Annotated in this window: 21 protein-coding genes; 10 read left to right on the top strand and 11 right to left on the bottom strand. The window is 72.4% G+C overall.

All coding sequences use genetic code 11. The features are described 5' to 3' along the window. The first annotated feature begins 130 nt into the window (after nucleotides 1-130). The 4 genes from ACZ5CZ_RS06035 (at nucleotide 131) to ACZ5CZ_RS06020 (ending at nucleotide 5,299) form a co-directional block, all read left to right on the top strand. Nucleotides 131-1,579 (top strand): MFS transporter, encoded by a 1,449-nt coding sequence (locus ACZ5CZ_RS06035; protein WP_468939585.1) that lies wholly within the window; start codon nucleotides 131-133, stop codon nucleotides 1,577-1,579. 148 nt (nucleotides 1,580-1,727) lie between these two features. Beyond that, a complete protein-coding gene (locus ACZ5CZ_RS06030; protein ID WP_468939582.1) occupies nucleotides 1,728-3,527 on the top strand; it encodes a DEAD/DEAH box helicase in 1,800 nt (599 codons plus the stop codon). A gap of 293 nt (nucleotides 3,528-3,820) precedes the next feature. Beyond that, the gene (locus ACZ5CZ_RS06025; RefSeq protein ID WP_385843595.1) at nucleotides 3,821-4,462 is read left to right on the top strand and encodes an IclR family transcriptional regulator; all 642 of its coding nucleotides are present in this window, start codon (nucleotides 3,821-3,823) and stop codon (nucleotides 4,460-4,462) included. A gap of 45 nt (nucleotides 4,463-4,507) precedes the next feature. Further along, nucleotides 4,508-5,299, top strand: a complete 792-nt coding sequence (locus ACZ5CZ_RS06020; RefSeq protein ID WP_468939579.1) for a S16 family serine protease — start codon at nucleotides 4,508-4,510, stop codon at nucleotides 5,297-5,299. On the opposite strand, the gene ACZ5CZ_RS06015 is transcribed toward ACZ5CZ_RS06020, so the two are convergent. The 7 genes from ACZ5CZ_RS06015 to ACZ5CZ_RS05985 form a co-directional block, all read right to left on the bottom strand. After that, complete coding sequence (locus ACZ5CZ_RS06015; RefSeq protein WP_385843599.1) at nucleotides 5,296-5,475, bottom strand: hypothetical protein; 180 nt, start codon at nucleotides 5,473-5,475, stop codon at nucleotides 5,296-5,298. The genes ACZ5CZ_RS06020 and ACZ5CZ_RS06015 overlap by 4 nt on opposite strands. 11 nt (nucleotides 5,476-5,486) lie before the next feature. Beyond that, entirely contained in the window at nucleotides 5,487-6,071 is a 585-nt protein-coding gene (locus ACZ5CZ_RS06010; protein WP_385843601.1) for an ArsR/SmtB family transcription factor, read from the bottom strand. 107 nt (nucleotides 6,072-6,178) lie between these two features. After that, complete coding sequence (locus ACZ5CZ_RS06005; RefSeq protein ID WP_468939575.1) at nucleotides 6,179-7,144, bottom strand: glycine betaine ABC transporter substrate-binding protein; 966 nt, start codon at nucleotides 7,142-7,144, stop codon at nucleotides 6,179-6,181. Beyond that, on the bottom strand, nucleotides 7,141-8,016 hold the full coding sequence (locus ACZ5CZ_RS06000; protein ID WP_468939573.1) for an ABC transporter permease: 876 nt from the start codon (nucleotides 8,014-8,016) through the stop codon (nucleotides 7,141-7,143). The genes ACZ5CZ_RS06005 and ACZ5CZ_RS06000 overlap by 4 nt, the downstream gene beginning before the upstream one ends. Further along, nucleotides 8,013-9,260, bottom strand: coding sequence for a betaine/proline/choline family ABC transporter ATP-binding protein (locus ACZ5CZ_RS05995; RefSeq protein WP_468939570.1), 1,248 nt, complete (start codon nucleotides 9,258-9,260; stop codon nucleotides 8,013-8,015). The genes ACZ5CZ_RS06000 and ACZ5CZ_RS05995 overlap by 4 nt, the downstream gene beginning before the upstream one ends. After that, on the bottom strand, nucleotides 9,253-9,900 hold the full coding sequence (locus ACZ5CZ_RS05990; RefSeq protein WP_385843606.1) for an ABC transporter permease: 648 nt from the start codon (nucleotides 9,898-9,900) through the stop codon (nucleotides 9,253-9,255). The genes ACZ5CZ_RS05995 and ACZ5CZ_RS05990 overlap by 8 nt, the downstream gene beginning before the upstream one ends. Nucleotides 9,901-9,926: 26 nt before the next feature. Then, entirely contained in the window at nucleotides 9,927-10,406 is a 480-nt protein-coding gene (locus ACZ5CZ_RS05985) for an Lrp/AsnC family transcriptional regulator (RefSeq protein ID WP_385843849.1), read from the bottom strand. Nucleotides 10,407-10,528: 122 nt separating this feature from the next. Here ACZ5CZ_RS05985 and hppD point away from each other — a divergent pair, with 122 nt between their 5' ends. Further along, complete coding sequence (gene hppD, locus ACZ5CZ_RS05980) at nucleotides 10,529-11,674, top strand: 4-hydroxyphenylpyruvate dioxygenase (RefSeq protein ID WP_385843608.1); 1,146 nt, start codon at nucleotides 10,529-10,531, stop codon at nucleotides 11,672-11,674. A gap of 14 nt (nucleotides 11,675-11,688) precedes the next feature. Here hppD and ACZ5CZ_RS05975 read toward each other — a convergent pair whose 3' ends face one another. Beyond that, nucleotides 11,689-13,146 (bottom strand): tetratricopeptide repeat protein, encoded by a 1,458-nt coding sequence (locus ACZ5CZ_RS05975; RefSeq protein WP_468939566.1) that lies wholly within the window; start codon nucleotides 13,144-13,146, stop codon nucleotides 11,689-11,691. Between the two features lie 97 nt (nucleotides 13,147-13,243). Here ACZ5CZ_RS05975 and ACZ5CZ_RS05970 point away from each other — a divergent pair, with 97 nt between their 5' ends. Next, on the top strand, nucleotides 13,244-14,638 hold the full coding sequence (locus ACZ5CZ_RS05970; protein ID WP_385843611.1) for an FAD-binding oxidoreductase: 1,395 nt from the start codon (nucleotides 13,244-13,246) through the stop codon (nucleotides 14,636-14,638). 17 nt (nucleotides 14,639-14,655) lie between these two features. Here ACZ5CZ_RS05970 and ACZ5CZ_RS05965 read toward each other — a convergent pair whose 3' ends face one another. Then, entirely contained in the window at nucleotides 14,656-15,069 is a 414-nt protein-coding gene (locus tag ACZ5CZ_RS05965) for an SsgA family sporulation/cell division regulator (protein ID WP_468939563.1), read from the bottom strand. A 230-nt stretch (nucleotides 15,070-15,299) separates the two neighbouring features. Between ACZ5CZ_RS05965 and ACZ5CZ_RS05960 the strand changes: the two genes are divergently transcribed. Together ACZ5CZ_RS05960 and ACZ5CZ_RS05955 are read left to right on the top strand one after the other, a co-directional pair. Continuing rightward, nucleotides 15,300-16,838, top strand: coding sequence for an RDD family protein (locus ACZ5CZ_RS05960; protein WP_468939560.1), 1,539 nt, complete (start codon nucleotides 15,300-15,302; stop codon nucleotides 16,836-16,838). Between the two features lie 62 nt (nucleotides 16,839-16,900). After that, on the top strand, nucleotides 16,901-17,671 hold the full coding sequence (locus ACZ5CZ_RS05955; protein WP_468939558.1) for an RDD family protein: 771 nt from the start codon (nucleotides 16,901-16,903) through the stop codon (nucleotides 17,669-17,671). A gap of 31 nt (nucleotides 17,672-17,702) precedes the next feature. On the opposite strand, the gene ACZ5CZ_RS05950 is transcribed toward ACZ5CZ_RS05955, so the two are convergent. Beyond that, nucleotides 17,703-17,936 carry a hypothetical protein gene (locus ACZ5CZ_RS05950; RefSeq protein ID WP_385843616.1) on the bottom strand — a complete coding sequence of 78 codons (234 nt, stop codon included), beginning with the start codon at nucleotides 17,934-17,936 and terminating at the stop codon, nucleotides 17,703-17,705. A gap of 355 nt (nucleotides 17,937-18,291) precedes the next feature. On the opposite strand from ACZ5CZ_RS05950, the gene ACZ5CZ_RS05945 reads away from it, so the two are divergent. Next, nucleotides 18,292-20,652: an immune inhibitor A domain-containing protein gene (locus ACZ5CZ_RS05945; RefSeq protein ID WP_468939555.1), complete on the top strand. Its 2,361-nt coding sequence runs from the start codon at nucleotides 18,292-18,294 to the stop codon at nucleotides 20,650-20,652. A gap of 121 nt (nucleotides 20,653-20,773) precedes the next feature. After that, nucleotides 20,774-21,085 (top strand): hypothetical protein, encoded by a 312-nt coding sequence (locus tag ACZ5CZ_RS05940; RefSeq protein WP_385843619.1) that lies wholly within the window; start codon nucleotides 20,774-20,776, stop codon nucleotides 21,083-21,085. Here ACZ5CZ_RS05940 and ACZ5CZ_RS05935 read toward each other — a convergent pair. Beyond that, a complete protein-coding gene (locus ACZ5CZ_RS05935) occupies nucleotides 21,075-21,668 on the bottom strand; it encodes a nicotinamidase (protein ID WP_468939552.1) in 594 nt (197 codons plus the stop codon). The two genes, ACZ5CZ_RS05940 and ACZ5CZ_RS05935, sit on opposite strands and share 11 nt — an antisense overlap. Nucleotides 21,669-21,676: the final 8 nt, after the last annotated feature.

The raw sequence follows: 21,676 nt of genomic DNA, 5'->3' as shown, positions 1-21,676 counted from the left end.
GATGGAACGACCGTAGGGCGGCGCGGGGGAGGGGCTCAAGGGAAGCCGGGCCCCTGCAACGGGACTGCCATACACCGTTCACACAGCGGGACAGCTCTCATATGCCGTTGTGCGCCTTACGCTGGCGGCCATGAGTGCCCTGGAATCCCCTGACGCCGTCGCCGCGGACCGGTCCGCCGAGCCGGACGGCGGCGTGCTGAGTGCGGCCTACCGGGCCCTCAGTGTCGGGATCGTCTCCGTCGTCGTACTGATCGCCTTCGAGGCGACCGCCGTCGGCACCGCGATGCCCGTCGCGGCGCGGGAGCTGCACGGAGTGGCGCTCTACGCGTTTGCGTTCTCCGGGTACTTCACGACCAGCCTCTTCGGGATGGTGCTCGCCGGCCAGTGGTCCGACCGGAGGGGCCCGCTGGGCGCGCTCACCACCGGCATCGGCGCCTTCGCGGCGGGGCTGGTGGTCGCCGGGACCGCCCGGGCGATGTGGGTGTTCATCCTCGGCCGGGCCGTGCAGGGGCTCGGCGGCGGGCTGGTGATCGTCGCCCTGTACGTCGTCGTCGGCCGCGCCTACCCGGAACGGCTCCGGCCCGCGATCATGGCGTCCTTCGCCGCGGGCTGGGTGGTGCCCTCCATCGTCGGCCCGCTCGCCTCCGGCGCCGTGACCGAGCACCTGGGCTGGCGCTGGGTCTTCCTCGGCATCCCGGTCCTGGTCGTGCTCCCCCTGGCGCTCGCCCTGCCGCAGATACGCCGGCGGGCCGCGGGCCCGGTGGCGGGCGGCGGCGCGGGGCCCGCCGCCTTCGACGGGCGCCGCATCCGGCTCGCCCTCGCGATCTCCCTCGGCGCCGGGCTCGTCCAGTACGCCGCCCAGGACCTGCGCCCGCTCTCCCTGCTCCCCGGTCTGGCCGGCGCCGCGCTGCTCGTGCCCGCCGTGCTCGGGCTGCTCCCGCGCGGCACCTACCGGGCGGCGCGCGGCCTGCCGTCCGTGGTGCTGCTGCGCGGGCTGTCCGCGGGGTCGTACATCGCCGCCGAGTCCTTCGTCCCGCTGATGCTGGTCACCCAGCGCGGGCTGTCGCCGACGCTCGCCGGGTTCTCGCTGGCGGCGGGCGGCGGCACCTGGGCGCTGGGCTCGTGGGTGCAGTCCCGGCCGCGCATGGCGCCGTACCGGGAGCGGCTGATGACCGTGGGGATGGTGCTGGTCGCCGCCGCGATCGCCGCCGCGCCCGCGGTGCTCGTGCCCGCCGTGCCGGTCTGGAGCACCGCCGTCGCCTGGGGTGTCGGCTGCTTCGGCATGGGCCTGGTGATCTCCTCCACCAGCGTGCTGCTGCTCCGGCTGTCCGCCCCCGAGGAGGCCGGCGCCAACTCCGCGGCCCTCCAGATCTCCGACGCGCTGTCCGACGCGGTCCTCCTCGCGGCCACCGGGGCGGCCTTCGCGGCGCTGGGCGGCGGCAGCGTGACGTCCGCCACGGCGGGCGCGGCCGGGCCGGCGGGCGGCGGCCATCCCGCGGCGTTCGCGGCCGTCTTCCTGCCCATGGCGGCGGTCGCCCTGGTGGGGGCCTGGGTGACCCGGCGGCTGCACGCCCGGTGAGCCCGCGCCCCGGCCGGCCGAGGGCGGGGACGGGTGCTGTGACGTGAGTCCCACCCGGGGGCGACCCGGGCTCGTTCGCGCGTCGACGAGGGCGGGCCGCCGGTAGGGTGGCCCGGTTGCCCTCCCATTCGACCCTCGTACGGAGACCGTGACTACCACCGCCGCCACCTCCACGCACTCCCACCACCTGTCGCCGGCCTTCCCGGGCCGGGCCCCCTGGGGCACCGCCAGCAAGCTGCGTGCCTGGCAGCAGGGAGCGCTCGAGAAGTACGTACAGGAGCAGCCGCGCGACTTCCTCGCCGTGGCCACGCCCGGCGCCGGCAAGACGACCTTCGCGCTGACCCTCGCCTCCTGGCTGCTGCACCACCATGTCGTGCAGCAGATCACCGTGGTCGCGCCCACCGAGCACCTGAAGAAGCAGTGGGCCGAGGCCGCCGCACGGATAGGGATCAAGCTCGACCCCGAGTACAGCGCCGGGCCGCTCGGCCGGGAGTACGACGGCGTCGCCGTCACCTACGCCGGTGTCGGCGTCCGGCCCATGCTGCACCGCAACCGCGTCGAGCAGCGCAAGACGCTCGTCATCCTCGACGAGATCCACCACGCCGGCGACTCCAAGTCCTGGGGCGAGGCCTGCCTGGAGGCGTTCGAGCCCGCCACGCGCCGGCTCGCCCTCACCGGTACGCCCTTCCGCTCCGACACCAACCCCATCCCCTTCGTGACGTACGAGGAGGACACCGCCGGCATCCGGCGGTCCGCCGCCGACTACACCTACGGGTACGGGTCCGCCCTGTCGGACGGCGTCGTCCGGCCGGTGATCTTCCTCAGCTACAGCGGCAACATGCGCTGGCGCACCAAGGCCGGCGACGAGATCGCCGCCCGGCTCGGCGAGCCGATGACCAAGGACGCGGTCAGCCAGGCCTGGCGGACCGCGCTCGATCCGCGCGGCCAGTGGATGCCGAGCGTGCTGCGCGCCGCCGACCAGCGGCTGACCGAGGTCCGCAAGGCGATCCCGGACGCGGGCGCGCTCGTCATCGCCTCCGACCAGGACTCCGCCCGCGCCTACGCCAAGCTGATCCGGGAGATCACCGGTGACCGGGCCACCCTGGTGCTGTCCGACGACGCCGGCGCCTCGAAGCGGATCGACGAGTTCAGCGCCTCGACGGACCGCTGGATGGTCGCGGTGCGCATGGTGTCCGAGGGCGTCGACGTGCCCCGGCTCGCGGTCGGCGTGTACGCCACCACCATCTCCACCCCGCTGTTCTTCGCGCAGGCCGTCGGGCGTTTCGTGCGGTCCCGGCGGCGAGGCGAGACCGCGTCCGTGTTCCTGCCGACCGTGCCCGACCTGCTGACCTTCGCCAACGAGATGGAGAAGGAGCGGGACCACGCCCTCGACAAGCCGAAGAAGGAGGGCGAGGAGGACCCGTACGCCGAATCCGAGAAGGAGATGGAGGAGGCGAACAAGCAGCAGGACGAGGACACCGGCGAGCAGGACATGCTGCCCTTCGAGGCGCTGGAGTCCGACGCCGTCTTCGACCGGGTGCTCTACGACGGTGCCGAGTTCGGTATGCAGGCGCACCCGGGGAGCGAGGAGGAGCAGGACTACCTCGGCATCCCGGGGCTGCTGGAGCCGGAGCAGGTGCAGCTGCTGCTCCAGAAGCGGCAGGCCCGGCAGATCGCGCACAGCCGTAAGAAGCCGGACACCGAGGCGGATCTGCTGGAGCTGCCCGCCGAGCGGCGCCCGGTGGTCACGCACAAGGAGCTGATGGAGCTGCGCAAGCAGCTCAACACCATGGTCGGTGCGTACGTCCACCAGAGCGGCAAGCCGCACGGGGTGATCCACACCGAGCTGCGCCGGGTCTGCGGAGGGCCGCCCAGCGCCGAGGCCACGGCGGGGCAGCTGCGGCAGCGGATCGCCAAGGTGCAGGAGTGGGCCACGCGCATGCGGTGACAGGTGGGGAGTTCCTGGGGGGTGGCCGTATCCGGACGAAGTGCGGCAGGCCGGATATCGCCTTGCCCGGATTCTGGACGAACACTTCCGCTGAGCGAACTGCCTTCGCTACTGTCCCGCTACGCACACGCCCCGTGGCAGCGCCGCCGCGGAGCGCAGCCGTGAAGCGACTTGGTCCGGAGCCGCCGGGCCGTCCTGCCGATCGGCGGCCTCTGAGGCGCGTCGCCGACGGGACTCGGTGACGCATCGACCGCTCGGGGGTCGCCGGCCTCACCACCAAAGGAGTGGGCGTCGTGACCGCGGAGACCTCTCAGACGCTCGACCGGGGACTGCGCGTCCTCAAGCTGCTGGCCGATACGGACCACGGGCTGACCGTCACCGAGTTGTCCAACAAACTGGGCGTGAACCGGACCGTCGTGTACCGGTTGCTCGCCACCCTGGAGCAGCACGCTCTGATCCGGCGCGACCTGGGCGGGCGAGCCCGGGTCGGGCTGGGGGTGCTGCGGCTGGGCCGCCAGGTGCATCCGCTGGTGCGCGAGGCCGCGCTGCCCGCCCTGCGCTCGCTGGCGGAGGACATCGGTGCGACGGCACACCTGACGCTGGTGGACGGCGCCGAGGCGCTGGCCGTGGCGGTCGTGGAGCCGACCTGGACGGACTACCACGTGGCGTACCGGGCCGGGTTCCGGCATCCGCTGGACCGTGGTGCCGCGGGCCGGGCGATCCTGTCCGCACGGCAGTCGCCGCCCGAGGGCCCGGGGTACACGCTGACCCACGGTGAGCTGGAGACCGGTGCCAGCGGGGCCGCTGCGCCGCTCGTCGGCGTCACCGGCGTCGAGGGCAGTGTGGGCGTGGTGATGCTGGCGGACACCGTCCCGGAGAAGGTGGGGCAGCGGGTGATGGAAGCGGCCCGCGAGGTCGCCGAGGCGCTGCGCTGAGCCGCTGCCCCCGGCTCCGGCCGGGGTGTCACGTAGATTGATCCCGTGCTCTCACGTCTCACACGTTCCCAGGCCGTCGCCGTCTGCGCCGTACCCGTCGTGGCCCTGATCGCCACGGCGCTGTTCGCTCCGCTGCCGTTCTCGGTGGCGCAGCCCGGGATGACGGCGAACGTGCTCGGCGAGAACCAGGGCACCCCGGTGATCACCGTCTCGGGGACGCCGGCCCGGAAGACCAGCGGCCAGCTGCGGATGGTCACCATCGAGGCGACCGGGCCGGACACCCGGGTCTCCCTCGGTGACGTCCTCGGCAACTGGTTCCGCACCGACCGGGCCGTGATGCCCCATGACGCGGTCTACCCGAGCGGTCAGAACGTCAAGGAGATCGAGCAGCACAACGCGGCGCAGATGAAGCAGTCCCAGGACGCGGCGACCCAGGCGGCGCTGAAGTACCTCGGGCTGAGCCCCGACAAGGTCAAGGTCACGCTGAAGCTCGCCGACGTGGGCGGGCCGAGCGCGGGCCTGCTGTTCACCCTGGGGATCATCGACAGGCTGGACGGCGACGGCAGCGGCGGCGACCTCACGGGCGGCCGGAACATCGCCGGTACCGGCACCATCGACGCCGACGGCAGGGTCGGCGCGGTCGGCGGGGTGGCCCTGAAGACACAGGCCGCCCGGCGGGACGGGGCCACCGTCTTCCTGGTGCCGAAGGCGGAGTGCTCCGACGCCCGCGCCGAGCTGCCGAAGGGCCTGCGGCTGATCCCGGTCACCACGCTGAAGAGCGCGGTCGACTCCCTGGTCTCCCTGGAAAAGGGCAAGGGCCCGATCCCGAGCTGCTAGGCCGGCACCGCCGCCGGCCGCTGCGCGGCCAGCCGCAGGCCGAGTTCGACCAGGGTCCAGCCGACCCGGGCGCGCAGTTCGACAGCGGGCCGGGCCTCGGTGGCGAGCCGGTGGGCGGCGGCCTGTTCCCGCAGGCCGGCGGTGTGCTGCTGGGCGAGCCGGATCTGGGTGTGCATGGCTGAACCTCTCAGTCGGTGTCGATGGGGAACAGGTGCGTGTGGATCCGTACGTGCTCGGCTCCGGGGGCGTCCGGGTCCGTGAGGCGGTCCCGGTAGTCGTCGACCAGGGCGTGCAGCTTCCGGGTCAGCTCGGCGGCCAGCTCGGGGGTGAGCCGCAGCGTCATGTCGCTCATGTCGGCGCCTCGCGCCCAGGCGTCCCCCCAGCTGTCGCGTGAGCCGAGCCAGGCGGACAGCTCGCGGGTGTGCCGGCTCGCGATCTCCTGGAGGAACATCTCGGCCATTCCCCGGACTTCGGGGCCGGCGTCCTCGAAGTCCTCGGTGTCGAAGACGAGTCCCTGGTCCACCGCCCGCCACCAGCGCTCCCGGCCCTTGCCGTGCTCCGGGGCGTCCTCGACGAAGCCGTGGGCGGCCAGCTGACGCAGGTGGTAGCTGGTGGCGCCGCTGGACTCGCCCAGCCGCTCGGCCAGTCGGGAGGCCGTGGCGGGGCCGTGGTGGCGCAGGGTGTCCAGCAGCTGGATCCGCAGCGGATGGGCGAGCCCGCGCAGTGAACGGGCGTCCAGCCGGCGGTGCTTGCGTTCGTCGTGCTCCGTCATGCGTACAAAGATAGCTATGCAAAGGCTCCTTTGCAACGCTTTCTTTGCATCGGGTTCTTTGCATCAGGCCTTCTGCGTCGGCCCGCGCAACTCCCGCCCGGCGCCCCCTACTTCACGAACCCCTCCTTCCTCATCCAGTCCAGGGCCACCTGGTGCGGGTCCTGGCCCGAGACGTCCACCTGGGCGTTCAGGGTGCGGGCCACCGTGTTGTCCAGCCTGGCGGTGATGGGGGCCAGGATCTGCGCGATGGCCGGCCACTTCTTCAGGGTCGCCGAGTTGATCTCGGGGGCCGCGTTGTAGTGGGGGAAGAACGTGCGGTCGTCCTCCATCACCGCGAGGTTCATGGAGCTGATCCGCCCGTCGGTGGTGAAGACCTCCCCGTACGCGCAACTCCCCTTGCGCACCTGGGTGTAGATGATCCCGGTGTCCATCTGGGTGACGTTCCGCGCGGGCACGGCCATGCGGTACGCCTTCTCCATGCCGGGCAGGCCGTCCGCGCGGTTGGCGAACTCGCCCTCCACGCACAGGGTCACCGCGTCCGGCCGCTTCGCCGCCAGGTCCGCCACGGCCGACAGGGTCCTGGTGCCGTACTTCTCGAAGTTCGCCCGGTTCATGGCGAGCGCGTAGGTGTTGTCCAGCCGGGACGGCGGCAGCCAGGTCAGCCCGTCGCGCAGATCGGCCGTACGCACCGCCTCCCACTGCCGCCGCGGATCGGAGATCGGCTCGGCGTTGCCCTGGTAGGTGATCCAGGCGGTGCCCGTGTACTCGTACATGGCGTCCGCGTCCCCGTTGCGCACCGCCTCCCGCGCCCCGAACGACCCCTGGATCCCGGTCCGGTCCAGCACGTCCGCCCCGGCCGCCTGGAAGGCGATCCCCATCACCGCGCCCAGGATCAGGTTCTCGGTGAAGGACTTGGAGGTGACCGTGAGCCGGGCGCCGGCCAGCGGCCGGCCCGCGCCGACCGTGCCCGGCCGCACGTCGTCCGTCATCGGGGAGCCGCTGGTCAGCCCGCAGCCCCCGGCCGCCGGTACGAGGAGCAGCGCGGCCAGCAGAGCCGTCGTACGGCGGCTCATGTGCCCGCCTCCAGCCCCCGCGGCCGCAGCAGCACCTCTGCCAGCGCGGCCAGCCAGTCCACCAGCAGCGCCAGTGCCACGGTGAGGACCGAGCCCAGCACCAGCACCGGCATGCGCTGGTTGGTGATGCCGGTGGTGATCAGCACGCCCAGGCCGCCGCCTCCGCCGAAGGCCGCCAGGGTGGCCGTACCGACGTTCAGGACCAGGGCCGTACGGACGCCCGCGAGGATCAGCGGGACGGCGAGGGGGAGTTCCACCCGGGCCAGCACGCCGAGCGGGGACATGCCGATGCCGCGGGCCGCCTCCAGCAGGGTCGGGTCGTTGGCCTTCAGTCCGGCGATGGTGTTGGCGAGGACCGGCAGGATCGCGTAGACGACGATGCCGATGAGGGCCGCCTTCATGCCCGTGCCCAGCCAGATCACCAGCAGGGCGAGCAGACCGATCGCCGGGGTCGCCTGGCCGGTGTTGGCGAGGGCCAGGGCCACCGGGGTGGCCCGGCGCAGCGGCCGCCGGGTGAGCAGCACGCCCAGCGGGATCGCGATGACCAGTACGAAGAAGGTGGAGATCACCGTCAGTTCGATGTGCTGCCACAGCGCCTTGGAAACCTGGCCGCCGGACAGCGCGTTGCGCGAGATCGGGTCCAGGTCCGCCTGCCGGAACCACAGCCAGGTGGCGAGGAGCAGGGCGGTCAGGAAGGCGGGCAGGAACGTGAGCCGCTGCCAGGTCGGCCGGCGGGCGGGCGGCCGCGGCCGCGGGGGCGGCGACGGGGCCCGCTGCCCCGCCTCACCCGGTCCCGCCTCGCCCTCTTCCGCCTCGCGGATCACGAGTGCCTCGGCCTCGTGCCCGTCCTCGGGCCGCAGTCCGGCGCTCACGCCCGCTCCTCCGCCGGCCCGTGCCCCTCCTGGTCGAAGTGGGTCTGCTGGGCGCGGGCCTCCTCCAGCCCGGCCTGCGCCTCCAAGGCCTCCAGCCGGTCGGCCTCGAGCAGCTCGTGCACCGAGTTCATGAGCGTCTCCATGTCGACCACGCCGATGTACTCGCCGCGCCGCCCGGTCACCGCGACCCGGCCCGCGTTGTCGGTCAGCACCGCCTCCAGCGCGTCCCGCAGGGTCGCGTCCCGGGTCACCGTGTCGTGCACGAGCGTGCCCGCGCGGGCCAGCGAGCCCCGGGCCCGCATCAGATCGCCGCGCCGCAGCCACTTGTACGGCCGGCCGCGCGGGTCGAGCAGCAGGATCTCGTTGGTGCCGCCGGCGCGCAGCGAGCCGAAGATCTGCTGGAGCGGGGTGTCCACCGTCACCGTCGGGTACTCCCGCACCTCCACGTCCCGCACCCGGGTCAGGTTCAGCCGCTTCAGGGCGGCGCCCGCGCCGACGAACCCGGAGACGAAGTCGTCGGCCGGGTTGGTGAGGATCGCCTCCGGGGTGTCGAACTGGGCGATCCGGGAGCGTTCGCGCAGGACGGCGATCCGGTCGCCCAGCTTGATCGCCTCGTCGAAGTCGTGGGTGACGAACACGATCGTCTTGTGCAGCTCGTGCTGGAGCCGGATCAGCTCGTCCTGGAGATGGTCGCGGGTGATCGGGTCGACCGCGCCGAACGGCTCGTCCATCAGCAGCACCGGGGGGTCGGCGGCGAGCGCCCGGGCCACGCCGACCCGCTGCTGCTGGCCGCCGGAGAGCTGGCGCGGATAGCGGCCGTGGAACTCGCCCGGGTCCAGCCCGACGAGGTCGAGCATCTCCTCCACCCGCGCCCGGATCCGGGACTTGGGCCAGCCGGTCATCCGGGGCACCAGGGCGATGTTCTGGGCGACGGTCAGATGCGGGAACAGGCCCGAGGACTGGATGGCGTACCCGACCTTGCGGCGCAGCCGCACCGGGTCGATGCCGGTGACGTCCTCGCCGTTGATCCGGATCCGGCCGCCGGTCGGCTCGATCAGCCGGTTGATCATCTTGAGGGTGGTGGACTTGCCGCAGCCGGACGGGCCGACGAAGACGACCGTCTCGCCCGCCTTGATCTCCATGCTCACGTTGTCCACGGCCGGCTGCGCGCTGCCCGGGTACCGCTTGGACAGGTTCTCCAGCTCGATGGTGGCCCCCGCGACCGAGGGCGCCGACTCAGCCACGGATCCCCCTCGGAATGGTCAGCCGTCCGATCAGGACGTAGGCGGCGTCGAAGAGCAGCGCGAGGACGATGATCCCGAGGGTGCCCGCGAGCACCTGGTTCAGCGCGTTCCGGCTGCCCAGGGAGGCCAGTCCGCGGAAGATCTCGTTGCCGAGGCCGGGCCCGGAGGCGTACGCGGCGATCGCGGCGATGCCCATCAGCATCTGCGTGGCGACCCGGATGCCGGTCAGGATGGGCGGCCAGGCCAGCGGCAGCTCGACCCGCACCAGCCGCATCGGCCGGGACATCCCGATGCCCCGTGCCGCGTCCACCAGCGCGGGATCCACCCCGCGCAGCCCCACGATCGCGTTCCGCACCACCGGCAGCAGCCCGTACAGGGTCAGCGCGATCACGGTGGGTGGCACGCCCAGGCCGACGACCGGGACCAGCAGTCCGATCATGGCGAGGGAGGGGACGGTGAGGATCGTCGCGGTGGCGGTGGTGGCGAGGCTGCCCGCCCAGTCGCTGCGGTAGGTGACGACCGCGAGCAGCACCCCGAGGAGGGTCGCCAGGACCATGCACTGGAAGACCGCGCTGGCGTGCTGGAAGGCGTCGGTGAGCAGCTGCTCGTGCCGGTTGGCCAGATACTCCCAGAAGGTCACCCGCGCTCACCTCCCGAGGGGTGCCGTCACGTCTCTGCCGCGTCCCGGGACGCCTGCTCCACCAGCGGGATGATCCGCAGCGGAACGGGGTTCTCCATGACGATCGCCGTGGAGGCCCGGACGATGCCATCAAAACCGACAACCCGGTCGATCACCCGTTGAAGATCGGCGTTGGAGCGGGCCACCAGCCGGCACAGCATGTCCCCGCTGCCGGTCGTGGTCAGCAGCTCCAGCACCTCCGGCACGGTCGCCAAGTGCGCCCGGACATCGGCCCCTTGGCCCTGCCGGATCTGGAGCGTGGCGAACGCGGTGACCGGGTAGCCGAGGGCCGCCGGGTCCACCTGCGGGCCGAACCCGCGGATGACTCCGTTCGACTGAAGCCGGTCCAGCCGGGCCTGCACGGTCCCCCGCGCGACCCCGAGCCGCCGGGACATCTCCAGCACTCCGATGCGTGGCTCCCGGGCCAGCAGCACGATGATCCGGCCGTCCAGATGATCGATCGCCATGAGCACCCCTGAGATGGTCATCCTGTACAGAAAGACCGCCGAGACGGCCGTACCACTGGTCAGATTGCCCAGCGATAACGCGAACTATTGCGCACCTTGCAGAGCGGAGTCACCCTTCCGCCATGACGCAGACCACACACCACACTCCCGACACCGCACGGCAGGCCGACCCCTTCCCGGTCAAGGGAATGGACGCGGTCGTCTTCGCCGTGGGCAACGCCAAGCAGGCGGCGCACTACTACTCCACCGCCTTCGGCATGCAGCTGGTCGCCTACTCCGGACCGGAGAACGGCAGCCGCGAGACCGCCAGTTACGTGCTCGAGAACGGCTCCGCCCGCTTCGTCCTCACCTCCGTGATCAAGGCGAGCAGCCCCTGGGGCCACTTCCTCGAACGGCATGTGGCGGAGCACGGCGACGGCGTCATCGACCTGGCCATCGAGGTGCCGGACGCCCGCGCCGCCTACGAGTACGCCCTGGAGCACGGCGCGCGCGGCGTCACCGAGCCGTACGAGCTGAAGGACGAGCACGGCACCGTCGTCCTCGCCGCCATCGCCACCTACGGCGAGACCCGCCACACCCTGGTCGAACGGACCGGCTACGACGGCCCCTACCTGCCCGGCTACGTCGCCGCCTCGCCGATCGTCGAGCCGCCCGCCCGGCGCACCTTCCAGGCCATCGACCACTGCGTCGGCAATGTCGAGCTGGGCCGGATGAACGAGTGGGTCGGCTTCTACAACAAGGTCATGGGCTTCACGAACATGAAGGAGTTCGTGGGCGACGACATCGCCACCGAGTACAGCGCGCTGATGTCGAAGGTCGTCGCGGACGGCACCCTGAAGGTGAAGTTCCCGATCAACGAGCCCGCGATCGCCAAGAAGAAGTCCCAGATCGACGAGTACCTGGAGTTCTACGGCGGCGCCGGCGTCCAGCACATCGCGCTGAACACCAACGACATCGTCGCGACGGTACGGGCCATGCGCGCGGCCGGTGTGCAGTTCCTCAACACCCCGGACTCCTACTACGACACCCTCGGCGAGTGGGTCGGCGACACCCGGGTGCCGATCGAGACCCTGCGCGAGCTGAAGATCCTCGCCGACCGCGACGAGGACGGATATCTGCTCCAGATCTTCACCAAGCCGGTCCAGGACCGTCCGACGGTGTTCTTCGAACTCATCGAGCGGCACGGCTCCATGGGCTTCGGCAAGGGCAACTTCAAGGCCCTGTTCGAGGCGATCGAGCGCGAGCAGGCCAAGCGCGGCAACCTGTAGCCCCGCCCTCGGGCTCAGCTGGGCGGCGGCTCCTCCGGGACGTCGCCCAGCTCCCGCAGCGCCGCCCGCGCCGCCGGCACCGCGAGCGGCGAGAAGTACGGGTTGATCCGCAGCGCCTCCGCCAGATGGCGGCGGGCCGGGGCGTACAGGTCCAGCTCCCGCTCGACCATGCCCCGGTGGAAGGCGTACAGCGCGCTGCGCACCCCGCCCTTCGCCGTGTCCGTCGCCAGGACCGCGTAGCCGAGGGCCTCCTGGTCCTCGCCGGCCCGGTGCAGCGCCCAGCCGAGCGCGTCGGCCACCTCGATGCCCGGCTGGCGCTCCCACTCCGCGCGCAGCCGCCGCACCGCGTCCAGCGCGTCCCCGTGGTCCGCCTCGAACCGCCCGATCAGCAGCTCCTCGTCCACCCCGGCCGCGATCCGCCGCCGTACCAGCGCCTTCAGCCGGTCGTACTGCGCGCCGGCCTCCCGGTGCCGGCCCAGCGACTCGTACAGCTCGCCCAGCTCGACCACGTCGGCCGGGTCCGCGGCCGCGGCCGACGCCTGCCGGTAGGCGACGACCGCCGCACTCGTCCGGCCCTGCGCGGCCAGCACCCGGCCCCGCCCGGCCGCCGCCCGCTGCTCCGGATCCAGCCGTACGGCCGCCTCGAAGTGCCGCAGCGCGTCCGGCAGATCCCCGCGCTCCCACGCCAGCTGCCCCAGCCCGGTGAGATACGCGGCCTGCTCGGCCGGGGTCCCGGCGGCCGCCGCCGCGTCCGTCAGCTGCGCCACCGCGTCCTCGCGCCACCCCCGGTCCCGGTACACCGCCGCGGCCCGCGCCATCACCGCCGGCCGCTCGGCCGCGCCGGTGCGCAGCGCCAGCAGCTTGTCCAGGCTCCCCCGGGCCGCCTTGTAGTCACCGAGCCCGGTGTAGGCGTCGATCAGCGGCGGATACGACTGCCAGCGCTTCGGCGCCGCCTTCAGCGCCTGCTCGCCGTACCGTTTCGCCGCCGGGAAGTCGCGGCGCGCGTTGGCCAGCGCGGTCAGCCCGTCCAGCGCCTCGGTGTTGTGCTGCCCGTGCACCCGCAGCGAGGCCTGGAGCGCCCGCTCGGCCCGCGGGAAGTCCGCCGGGTCCGCCGCCCGCCGCCCCCGCTGCACATACGCCGACCCCAGCACCGCCCACGCCCGCGCGTCCCGGGGCCGCTCCCGCACCCGCCGCTCCTGCTCGCCGATCAGCGCCGTCAGCTGCGGCAGCGCCGCCGGCACCCCGGCGGTCACCGCCGTCAGGGCCTGCGCCTGCGCCTGTGCCTGTGCCTGCGGCCCCGGCGCGGGCGGTCCCGCCGCCCTCGGGTGCGACTCGGTGGAAGGCAGCATCAGCACCGCGCCCGCCGCCACCCCGCCGCCCAGCGCGGCGACCAGCATCCGCCGCAGCACCCGCCGGCGCCTGCGCGGCACCGGCGGCCCGGCCGTCGCAGGCGTGCCCAGTCGGTAGTCCATGGCGCTCACTGTGCGTCAGTACGACGAGCACACCCGGGTGGCCCCGGGGCGGGGCGGCCGGGTTCACACCGATGGCCGCGGGTGCGACCCTGTGATCATGAGCCGCACCGAAGACACTGTGCGAACCGGTAACCTCACCGACCGGCTCCTGGCCGGGCTGCCCGCCGAGGCCGTCCTCACCGACCCCGACGTCACCGCCTCCTACGCCCACGACATGGCGAGCTTCTGCCCGGCGGGCGCCCCCGCCGTGGTGGTGCTGCCGCGCACCGTCGAACAGGTCCAGCACGTCATGCGCACCGCCACCGAGCTGCGTGTCCCCGTCGTCCCGCAGGGCGCCCGCTCCGGCCTGTCCGGCGCCGCCAACGCCACCGACGGCTGCATCGTGCTGTCCCTCACCCGGATGGACCGCATCCTGGAGATCAGCCCGGTCGACCGGATCGCCGTCGTCGAACCGGGCGTCGTCAACGCCACCCTCTCGCACGCGGTCGAGGAACACGGCCTGTCCTACCCGCCGGACCCCTCCAGCTGGGAGATGTGCACCATCGGCGGCAACATCGGCACCGGCTCCGGCGGCCTGTGCTGCGTCAAGTACGGGGTGACCGCCGAGTACGTCCTCGGCCTGGACGTCGTCCTCGCCGACGGCCGGCTGCTGTCCACCGGCCGCCGCACCGCGAAGGGCGTCGCCGGGTACGACCTCACCCGGCTCTTCGTCGGCTCCGAGGGCTCGCTCGGCATCGTCGTACGGGCCGTGCTGGCGCTCAAGCCGAAGCCGCGGCCGCAGCTCGTCCTCGCCGCCGAGTTCGGCTCCGCGGCCGCCGCCTGCGACGCGGTCTGCCGGATCATGGAGGGCGGTCATCTGCCCTCCCTCCTCGAACTGATGGACCGTACGACCGTCAAGGCCGTCAACGACCTCGCCCGTATGGGCCTGCCGGAGACCACCGAGGCCCTGCTCCTGGCCGCCTTCGACACCCCCGACCCGGCCGCCGACCTCGCCGCCGTCGGCGCCCTGTGCCGGGCCGCCGGCGCCACCGAGGTGGTCCCGGCGGAGGACGCCGCCGAGTCCGAACTCCTCCTGAAGGCCCGCCGGCTGTCGCTGACCGCGCTGGAGGCGGTCAAGGGCACCACGATGATCGACGACGTGTGCGTGCCGCGCTCCCGGCTCGGGGAGATGCTCGACGGGGTCGAGCGGATCGCCGAGAAGTACCGGCTCACCATCGGGGTCTGCGCCCACGCCGGGGACGGCAACACCCACCCCACCGTCTGTTTCGACGCCGCGGACCCCGAGGAGTCCCGGCGGGCCCGTGAGTCCTTCGACGAGATCATGGCGCTCGGCCTGGAGCTGGGCGGCACCATCACCGGCGAGCACGGCGTCGGGGTGCTGAAGAAGGAGTGGCTGGCCCGGGAGATCGGCCCGGTGGGCCTGGAGATGCAGCGGGCGGTCAAGCAGGTCTTCGACCCGCTGGGCATCCTCAACCCGGGCAAGCTGTTCTGACCGGGGCCGTCCGGCCCTCACCGGGCGAGCAGCTGGTCGAGCGCCTCGTCGATGCCCAGCTGCCCACCCTCCGCCCCCGGCGGCACCGCCCGCAGCGTCCGCTCCAGCCAGGCCGACACCTGCGGGACCGGCGCCTCCAGCAGCGCGTCCCCGTCGGGCGAACTCAGCGCCATCAGGACGACACTGCGCCCCTCGGTCTTCGCCGGCCACACCCGCACGTCCCCGTGCCCGCACGGCCGGAACACCCCCTCCACCAGCAGGTCCCGGGCGAACGTCCAGTCGACCGGCTGCTCGGAGTTGATGTGGAAGGCGATGTGGACGGCGTACGGGTCGTCGGAGCGGTAGCCGAGCCGGGCCGGGACCGGGACGCTGTGCTCGGGCGACAGGATGAGCCGCAGCTCCAGCTCCCGCTCCACCACCGTGTGATGCATGACGTGTTCCTTTCTCGCCGGGGCCGCTCGGTACGGGCCCACGGCAGGGGAGAGGGGGCGGGGGGCGGTGCATTACGCGGGTTCGAAGAATTTTTTTCGCCGGGCGCCGGGAACGGATGCGGCGTTGCCCGGAAAGGATGGGGTCCGGCAGGACTGGCGCTGTGGCATGCCCCGGTCTGATAGATGTGGATCCCCCCATCCCACCCCCGAGCAGATACGGGACGACGGACATGAGCGCCCCAACCCCGGCCCCAGGCGACGACCGGCCCCGCGAGGGCTACTACCCGGACCCGTCCATCCCCGGCTACGTCCGGTACTGGAACGGTGCCTCCTGGGTCCCCGGCACCAGCCGCCCCGCGCCGAAGGACGGCGAGCCGCTCATCCCACCCCCCGGCGTCCGCCCGGCGACCCCGCCCGCAAGCCCGGCGGCACCGGCCGCGCAGCAGGCCGCAAGCGCCGGGAGCCCGGCGGTGACCCCGGCCGTGACCCCGGCCGTGGAGGAGACGGGCCCGCACTTCTTCGACGAGGACCCGCAGCCGCAGGCCGCCGCGCCCTGGGGCACCGACCCGCGCGTGCCGGCGGACACCCCGGCCCGGCCCGCCTCCGCCGCCCCCTCCACCGAGGGCACCACGACCGTCCCGCCCGCCGAGGACGACGCCCCCGACCCCGGCACCTTCGTCTTCCGCCGTCCGATCCCCGGCCCGGCCCAGCCGGACAAGGGCACGATGACGTTCCGGCCGGTGCGGGAGAAGGACCAGCAGGGGTCGCCGGACCCCCGTACGGGCTCCCCCTCCGGGGCGTCCGGCGGGCCCGGCTTCGGAGCAGCGCAGGGCCCGGTGGGGATGCCGGGTGCCGTGGGCGCGGCGAGCGGCCCGTATGTCGCGGGCGGGCCCGCCGGTTCCGGCTTCGCCGCGGGCCAGGCCGCCGCCCGCGCCGCCACGGAGCAGCAGCCGGGGCAGGCGGCACAGCCGACACCGGCCCAGTCGCCGCAGGCGGCCCAAGGACCGCAGTCCGCCTCGGCCGCCCCCCTGCCGCAGCAACCGCACCCGCAACAGCCCGGCCCCTACCAGGCCGCCTCCCCGCTCGGTGCTCAGGGCGCTCAGGCCGCTCAGGGCGCTCCCCTGGGCGCTCCCGCCGGGAACCCCCTCACCAGTGGCCCGGGCGGCGGTCAGGCCTCCTGGGCCCAGCAGGTGCACCAGCTGGCCGGCGGGGCGGACGAGCAGCCCGTGGCGCCGTGGAAGCCCCCGGTGGAGGACGTGTTCCAGGCGGCCGCGCGCCGCCAGGCCGCCGCCCGTCCCGCGGGGCTCGGCAAGCGGTTCGCCGCCCGGCTGATCGACACCCTGGTCACCGCCGCCGTCACCGCCGCCGCGGCGGTCCCGTTCGGCATCCAGGCGGCCGACCACATCCGGCAGAAGGTCGACGCGGCCGAGCAGTCGGGCCACACCGTCACGGTCTGGCTGCTCGACGGCACGACCGCCACCGGCCTCGGCGTCGTCCTCGCCGTCCTGCTCCTCTTCGGCGTGGTGTACGAGGTGCTGCCCACCGTCAAGTGGGGCCGTACCCTCGGCAAGAAGCTGTGCGGCCTGGAGGTCCGGGACATCGAGGCGCACGAGCCGCCCACCTTCGGCCCGGCGCTGCGCCGCTGGCTGGTCTACAGCGTGCCCGGGCTGCTCGGCGTCGGGATCGTCGGCGTGCTGTGGTGCCTGTTCGACCGGCCCTGGCACCAGTGCTGGCACGACAAGGCGGCGCACACCTTCGTCGCGGGCTGACGACTACTCCGTACGGCCGCGCGCCGGATGCGGAGCCGGGGCGTTCGGGTTCCACTCGGGCCATGAGCAGCGAACCGCCCCACGGCTCCGGGGAGCAGCCCCCCGAGGACGACCCGTTCAGGAAGCGGCCCCCGTCGGACCAGGGGCCGGGCTCGCCGTACGACACCCCGTACGGCGGCGGCCCGCAGAGTCCCTACGGGGGCGGCCCGCAGAGTCCCTACGGGGGCGGCCCCCAGGGCCCCTCCGGCGGTGGCCAGGGCCCCTCCGGCGGTGGCCAGGGCCCCTCCGGCGGTGGCCCGTACGGCGGCGGTCCCTCCGGGCCCGGCGGTGGTGGCCCCTACGGCCCGCACGGCGGCGGCGGTTATCCCACCGACCCGCTGGCCGGGATGCCCCCGCTCGCCGACAGCGGCAAGCGGACGCTCGCGCGGATCATCGACATGCTCCTCGTCGGCGTCGTCGTCTGGCTGCTCACCTGGGCGTTCGGCGTGCGCGAGTACGACGTGAACGGCACGCACATCGAGGCCGGCCGATCCCTCGCGCAGTCCTTCGTCGCGGTCGTCCTCTATGTCGCCTACGACACCTTCATGATCAGCAAGTCGGGCCAGACCCTCGGCAAGCAGTGGCTCCACATGCGGGTGGCCAACCTGGACAACGGCGCCACGCCCTCGGTGCAGACCGCGTTGATCCGCGCCCTGGTCCTCTGGCTGCCGTTCGCCTTCTGCTGCTTCTGCTTCTGGACCGCGATCTCGGGCGGCTGGAGCTACTTCGACAAGCCGTACAAGCAGGGCCTGCACGACAAGGCGGCCAAGACGGTGGTGGTCAGCACCGACTGAGGCACCGCCCGGCCGAGGCGCCGGCGCGGTCTCACAGGGACGTGGTCACCCGCTCCGTCTCGGCCGCCCGGGCCGGGGCGGCGGCCGTGCGCGGCTTCGGCAGCGGCACCGTCATGGCCACCAGCAGCCCGAGCGCGAGCGCGGCGAGCGCGATGACGACGACGCCGAGCGCCGAACTCGTCTGGGACAGCAGCAGCATGGCGAGCGTCGAGAAGATCACGGTGCACGAACCGTAGACGAGCTGTGCGGCGGTCGGACGAGGCATGGCAATCGTGTCCTCGGAAGTCGGCGGTGGTCGGCGGTAACCGGCCGAAGTCTGCGGGGGGCTGCGGACGTTCTGGGTGCGTGTCTCCTGGCGTGCATGCCCGAGCGGGACGCCCGGTAAGCGTGACCTAACCCACGGTACCGGTGCACGGGGGGCGCACAAGAAGCACGGTCGCCGTAAAGCCAAGGTCAACTTCGCATAGTGCACGCACACTGACCAAGTCAAGATCTGTCTTTTCTGCTAAACCTCAAGTCAAATTACGTCACTTGAACACGCGCTTGTCATGCGCGCACGGATCCTCTCCATGACCCGGGAACCCCCCTGTCCGTGTGCGCGGCGCGGGGGAGGAACTCAAGTGACCAGCAGATCCTGGACGTTCAGAGCTGCCGCGATCGGGGTGACGCTCGCGGCGGCCTCCGCCACGTTCGCCACCTTCGCCGTCGCGGAGGCCAGCACCCAGACCCGGTCCGCCGCCATCAGCCGGCACGACCCGGCCCCGGTGAAGCAGCGCGCCCACGACCTCGACGGGCCGCTCAGCAAGACCCAGAAGGCCCAGCGCCAGGAGGCGCTGAACCAGCTCATAGCGGGCAAGGCCAAGGCCCAGGAGCGGCACGGCTCCAAGGTCGTCAAGCTCAAGAGCGCCAAGGGCGACGGCAAGTACGTCGAACTGAGCCGCGAGAAGACCGACAAGATCTTCACCATCCTGGTGGAGTTCGGGGACCAGACCGACCCCAAGTACGGCGGCAGCGCCGGTCCCCTGCACAACCGGATCGCCGCGCCGGACCGCACCAAGGACAACTCCACGGCCTGGCAGAGCGACTACAACCGGAAGCACTACCAGGACCTCTACTTCGGCACCGGCAAGAAGACCGAGTCGCTGAAGAAGTACTACGAGAAGCAGTCCTCGGGCCGCTACTCGGTCGACGGCGAGGTCTCGGACTGGGTCAAGGTGCCCTACAACGAGGCCCGTTACGGCAACAACGCCTGCGGCTCCACCAACTGCCCGAGCGTGTGGAACGTCGTCAAGGACGGCCTGAACGCGTGGGTGGCCCAGCAGAAGGCCGCGGGCCGCAGCGACGCCGACATCAAGGCGGACCTGGCCCAGTACGACCAGTGGGACCGCTACGACTACGACAACGACGGCAACTTCAACGAGCCCGACGGCTATGTCGACCACTTCCAGATCGTGCACGCGGGCGAGGACGAGTCCGCGGGCGGCGGCGCCCAGGGCACCGACGCGATCTGGGCCCACCGCTGGTACGCCTTCGGCACCGACGCCGGCGCCACCGGCCCCGCCAACAACAAGCTGGGCGGCGCGCAGGTCGGCGACACCGGGGTCTGGGTCGGCGACTACACCATCCAGCCGGAGAACGGCGGCCTCGGCGTCTTCGCCCACGAGTACGGCCACGACCTCGGCCTGCCGGACGAGTACGACACCAACGGCGGTGACAACTCCACCGGCTTCTGGACGCTGATGTCCTCCGGCTCCTGGCTCGGCACCGGCAAGGAGTCCATCGGCGACCTGCCCGGCGACCTGAACGCCTGGGACAAGCTCCAGCTGGGCTGGCTGAACTACGACACCGCCAAGGCGGGCGTCTCCTCCTGGCACAAGCTGGGCCTGTCCGAGTACAACACCAAGTACCGCCAGGCGGTGGTGGTCTCCCTGCCCGACAAGGAGGTCACGACCCAGATCGTCACCCCCGCGCAGGGCTCGGCCCAGTGGTGGAGCGGCAGCGGTGACAACCTGAAGAACACGCTGACCCGTTCCGTCGACCTCACCGGCACGTCCTCGGCCGCGCTCACCCTCGACGGCTGGTACGACATCGAGAACGGCTACGACTACCTCTACACCGAGGTGTCCACCGACGGCGGCGCCAACTGGACCGCCCTGGACGGCACGGTGAACGGCCAGGCCATCCCGCGCGACGGCTCCGGCAAGCCGGCCCTGACCGGCACGGTCGACGGCTACCGCAAGCTGTCGTACTCCCTGGACGCCTACGCGGGCAAGAAGATCGACCTGCGCTTCCGCTACCAGACCGACGGCGGTGTGGCCCAGAAGGGCTTCGCGGCGGACGAGATCGCGGTGACGGCTGGGGGTACCCCGCTGTTCTCCGACAACGCCGAGTCGGCGGACCCCGCGTGGACCGCCTCCGGCTTCTCCCGCATCGGCGCGTCCTTCGCCAAGGACTACAAGCAGTACTACATCGCCGAGAACCGGCAGTACGTGTCGTACGACAAGACGCTCAAGACCGGCCCGTACAACTTCGGTTACACCAACACCGACCGTCCGGACTGGGTGGAGCACTACGCGTACCAGAACGGTCTGCTGATCTGGAAGTGGGACACCTCGCAGGCCGACGACAACACGGGTGCGAAGGACCACCCGGGTGCCGGTCTGATCCTGCCGGTCGACGCCCACCCGAAGGCGCTGCGGTGGTCCGACGGCACGCTGATGCGCAACCGGGTCCAGGCCTACGACTCCACCTTCACCCTGGAGCCGACGGACGCGATCACGCTGCACCAGTCGGGCAAGGCGACCACGATCCGGTCGCAGAAGGGGGTGCGGGTCTTCAACGACCACACCAGCACCTACTACGACCCGGCGAACCCGGCCGCCGGTGTGAAGGTCACTGACACCAACACCAAGATCGTGATCACCAAGGCGGCCAAGGACGGCTCGACGATCGAGCTGGAAGTCGGCCCCGCGATCAAGTAAGCGGTATTTCCGCAGGTCAGAAACGTATCGGCGGCAACCCTCTGGCGGGTTGCCGCCGATCGTGTTTAGGTGCGTCCTGTGACTCGCTTATTGACACCGACCGAAACGGGGATGTGACCGGATGGCCGCAGGAGGCTTCTGCAAGCTGCCGAACGGCATGGTCGTGGTGGCGCTGAACCTGCCCCACGGCGCCGTCGGCGTACGGGTACTCGTGCACGCCCGCAACCGGGCGCGGGCCCTGACCAGGCTCCGCAACCTGGGGCTGCGCGCGGTCTATCTGCGCGGCAACGCGGCACCGCCGACGCCGGACGAGATCACGGCGGTGCTGCACCACCCGGACGGCCTGATATGGCGGACCGACAACGGTGTCAACCCCGGGGAGCTGTGGCACCCGATCAGGGCGCTGCTCCGGGCACCGGTGGTTACGCGTTGACCACCGGCTTGCCGGTCAGCTCGATGCCCGCCTCGCGCATCTCCTCCAGGGCCCGCTCGGTGGTGGCCGGGGCCACCCCGGCCGTCAGGTCCAGCAGCACCTGGGTGCGGAAGCCCTCCCGGGCGGCGTCCAGGGCGGTGGCCCGCACGCAGTGGTCCGTGGCGATGCCCACCACGTCCACCTCGTCGATCTCCCGGGCCCGCAGCCACTCGGCCAGCGGGATGCCGTTCTCGTCCGCGCCCTCGAAGCCGCTGTACGCCGCCGAGTAGGCCCCCTTGTCGAACACCGCGTCCACCGCGCCGGAGGCGACGGCGGGCGCGAAGTTCGGGTGGAAGCCGACGCCCTCCGTGCCGGCGACGCAGTGCGCCGGCCAGGAGTGGACGTAGTCGGGGTTGTCGGCGAAGTGGCCGCCGGGGGCGATGTGGTGGTCACGGGTGGCGACGATGTGCCGGTACCCGGTGCCGCCCGCCTGGGCGATCAGCTCGGTGATGGCGGCGGCCACGTCCGTACCACCGGCCACGGCGAGGCTGCCTCCCTCGCAGAAGTCGTTCTGCACATCTACGACGATCAACGCGCGGCGCATGGTGGTGT

It is taken from the genome of Streptomyces sp. NPDC031418 (assembly GCF_055581605.1).
The sequence above is the reverse complement of the archived record's forward strand: the minus strand, read 5'-3'. Positions and strand labels throughout refer to the sequence as shown.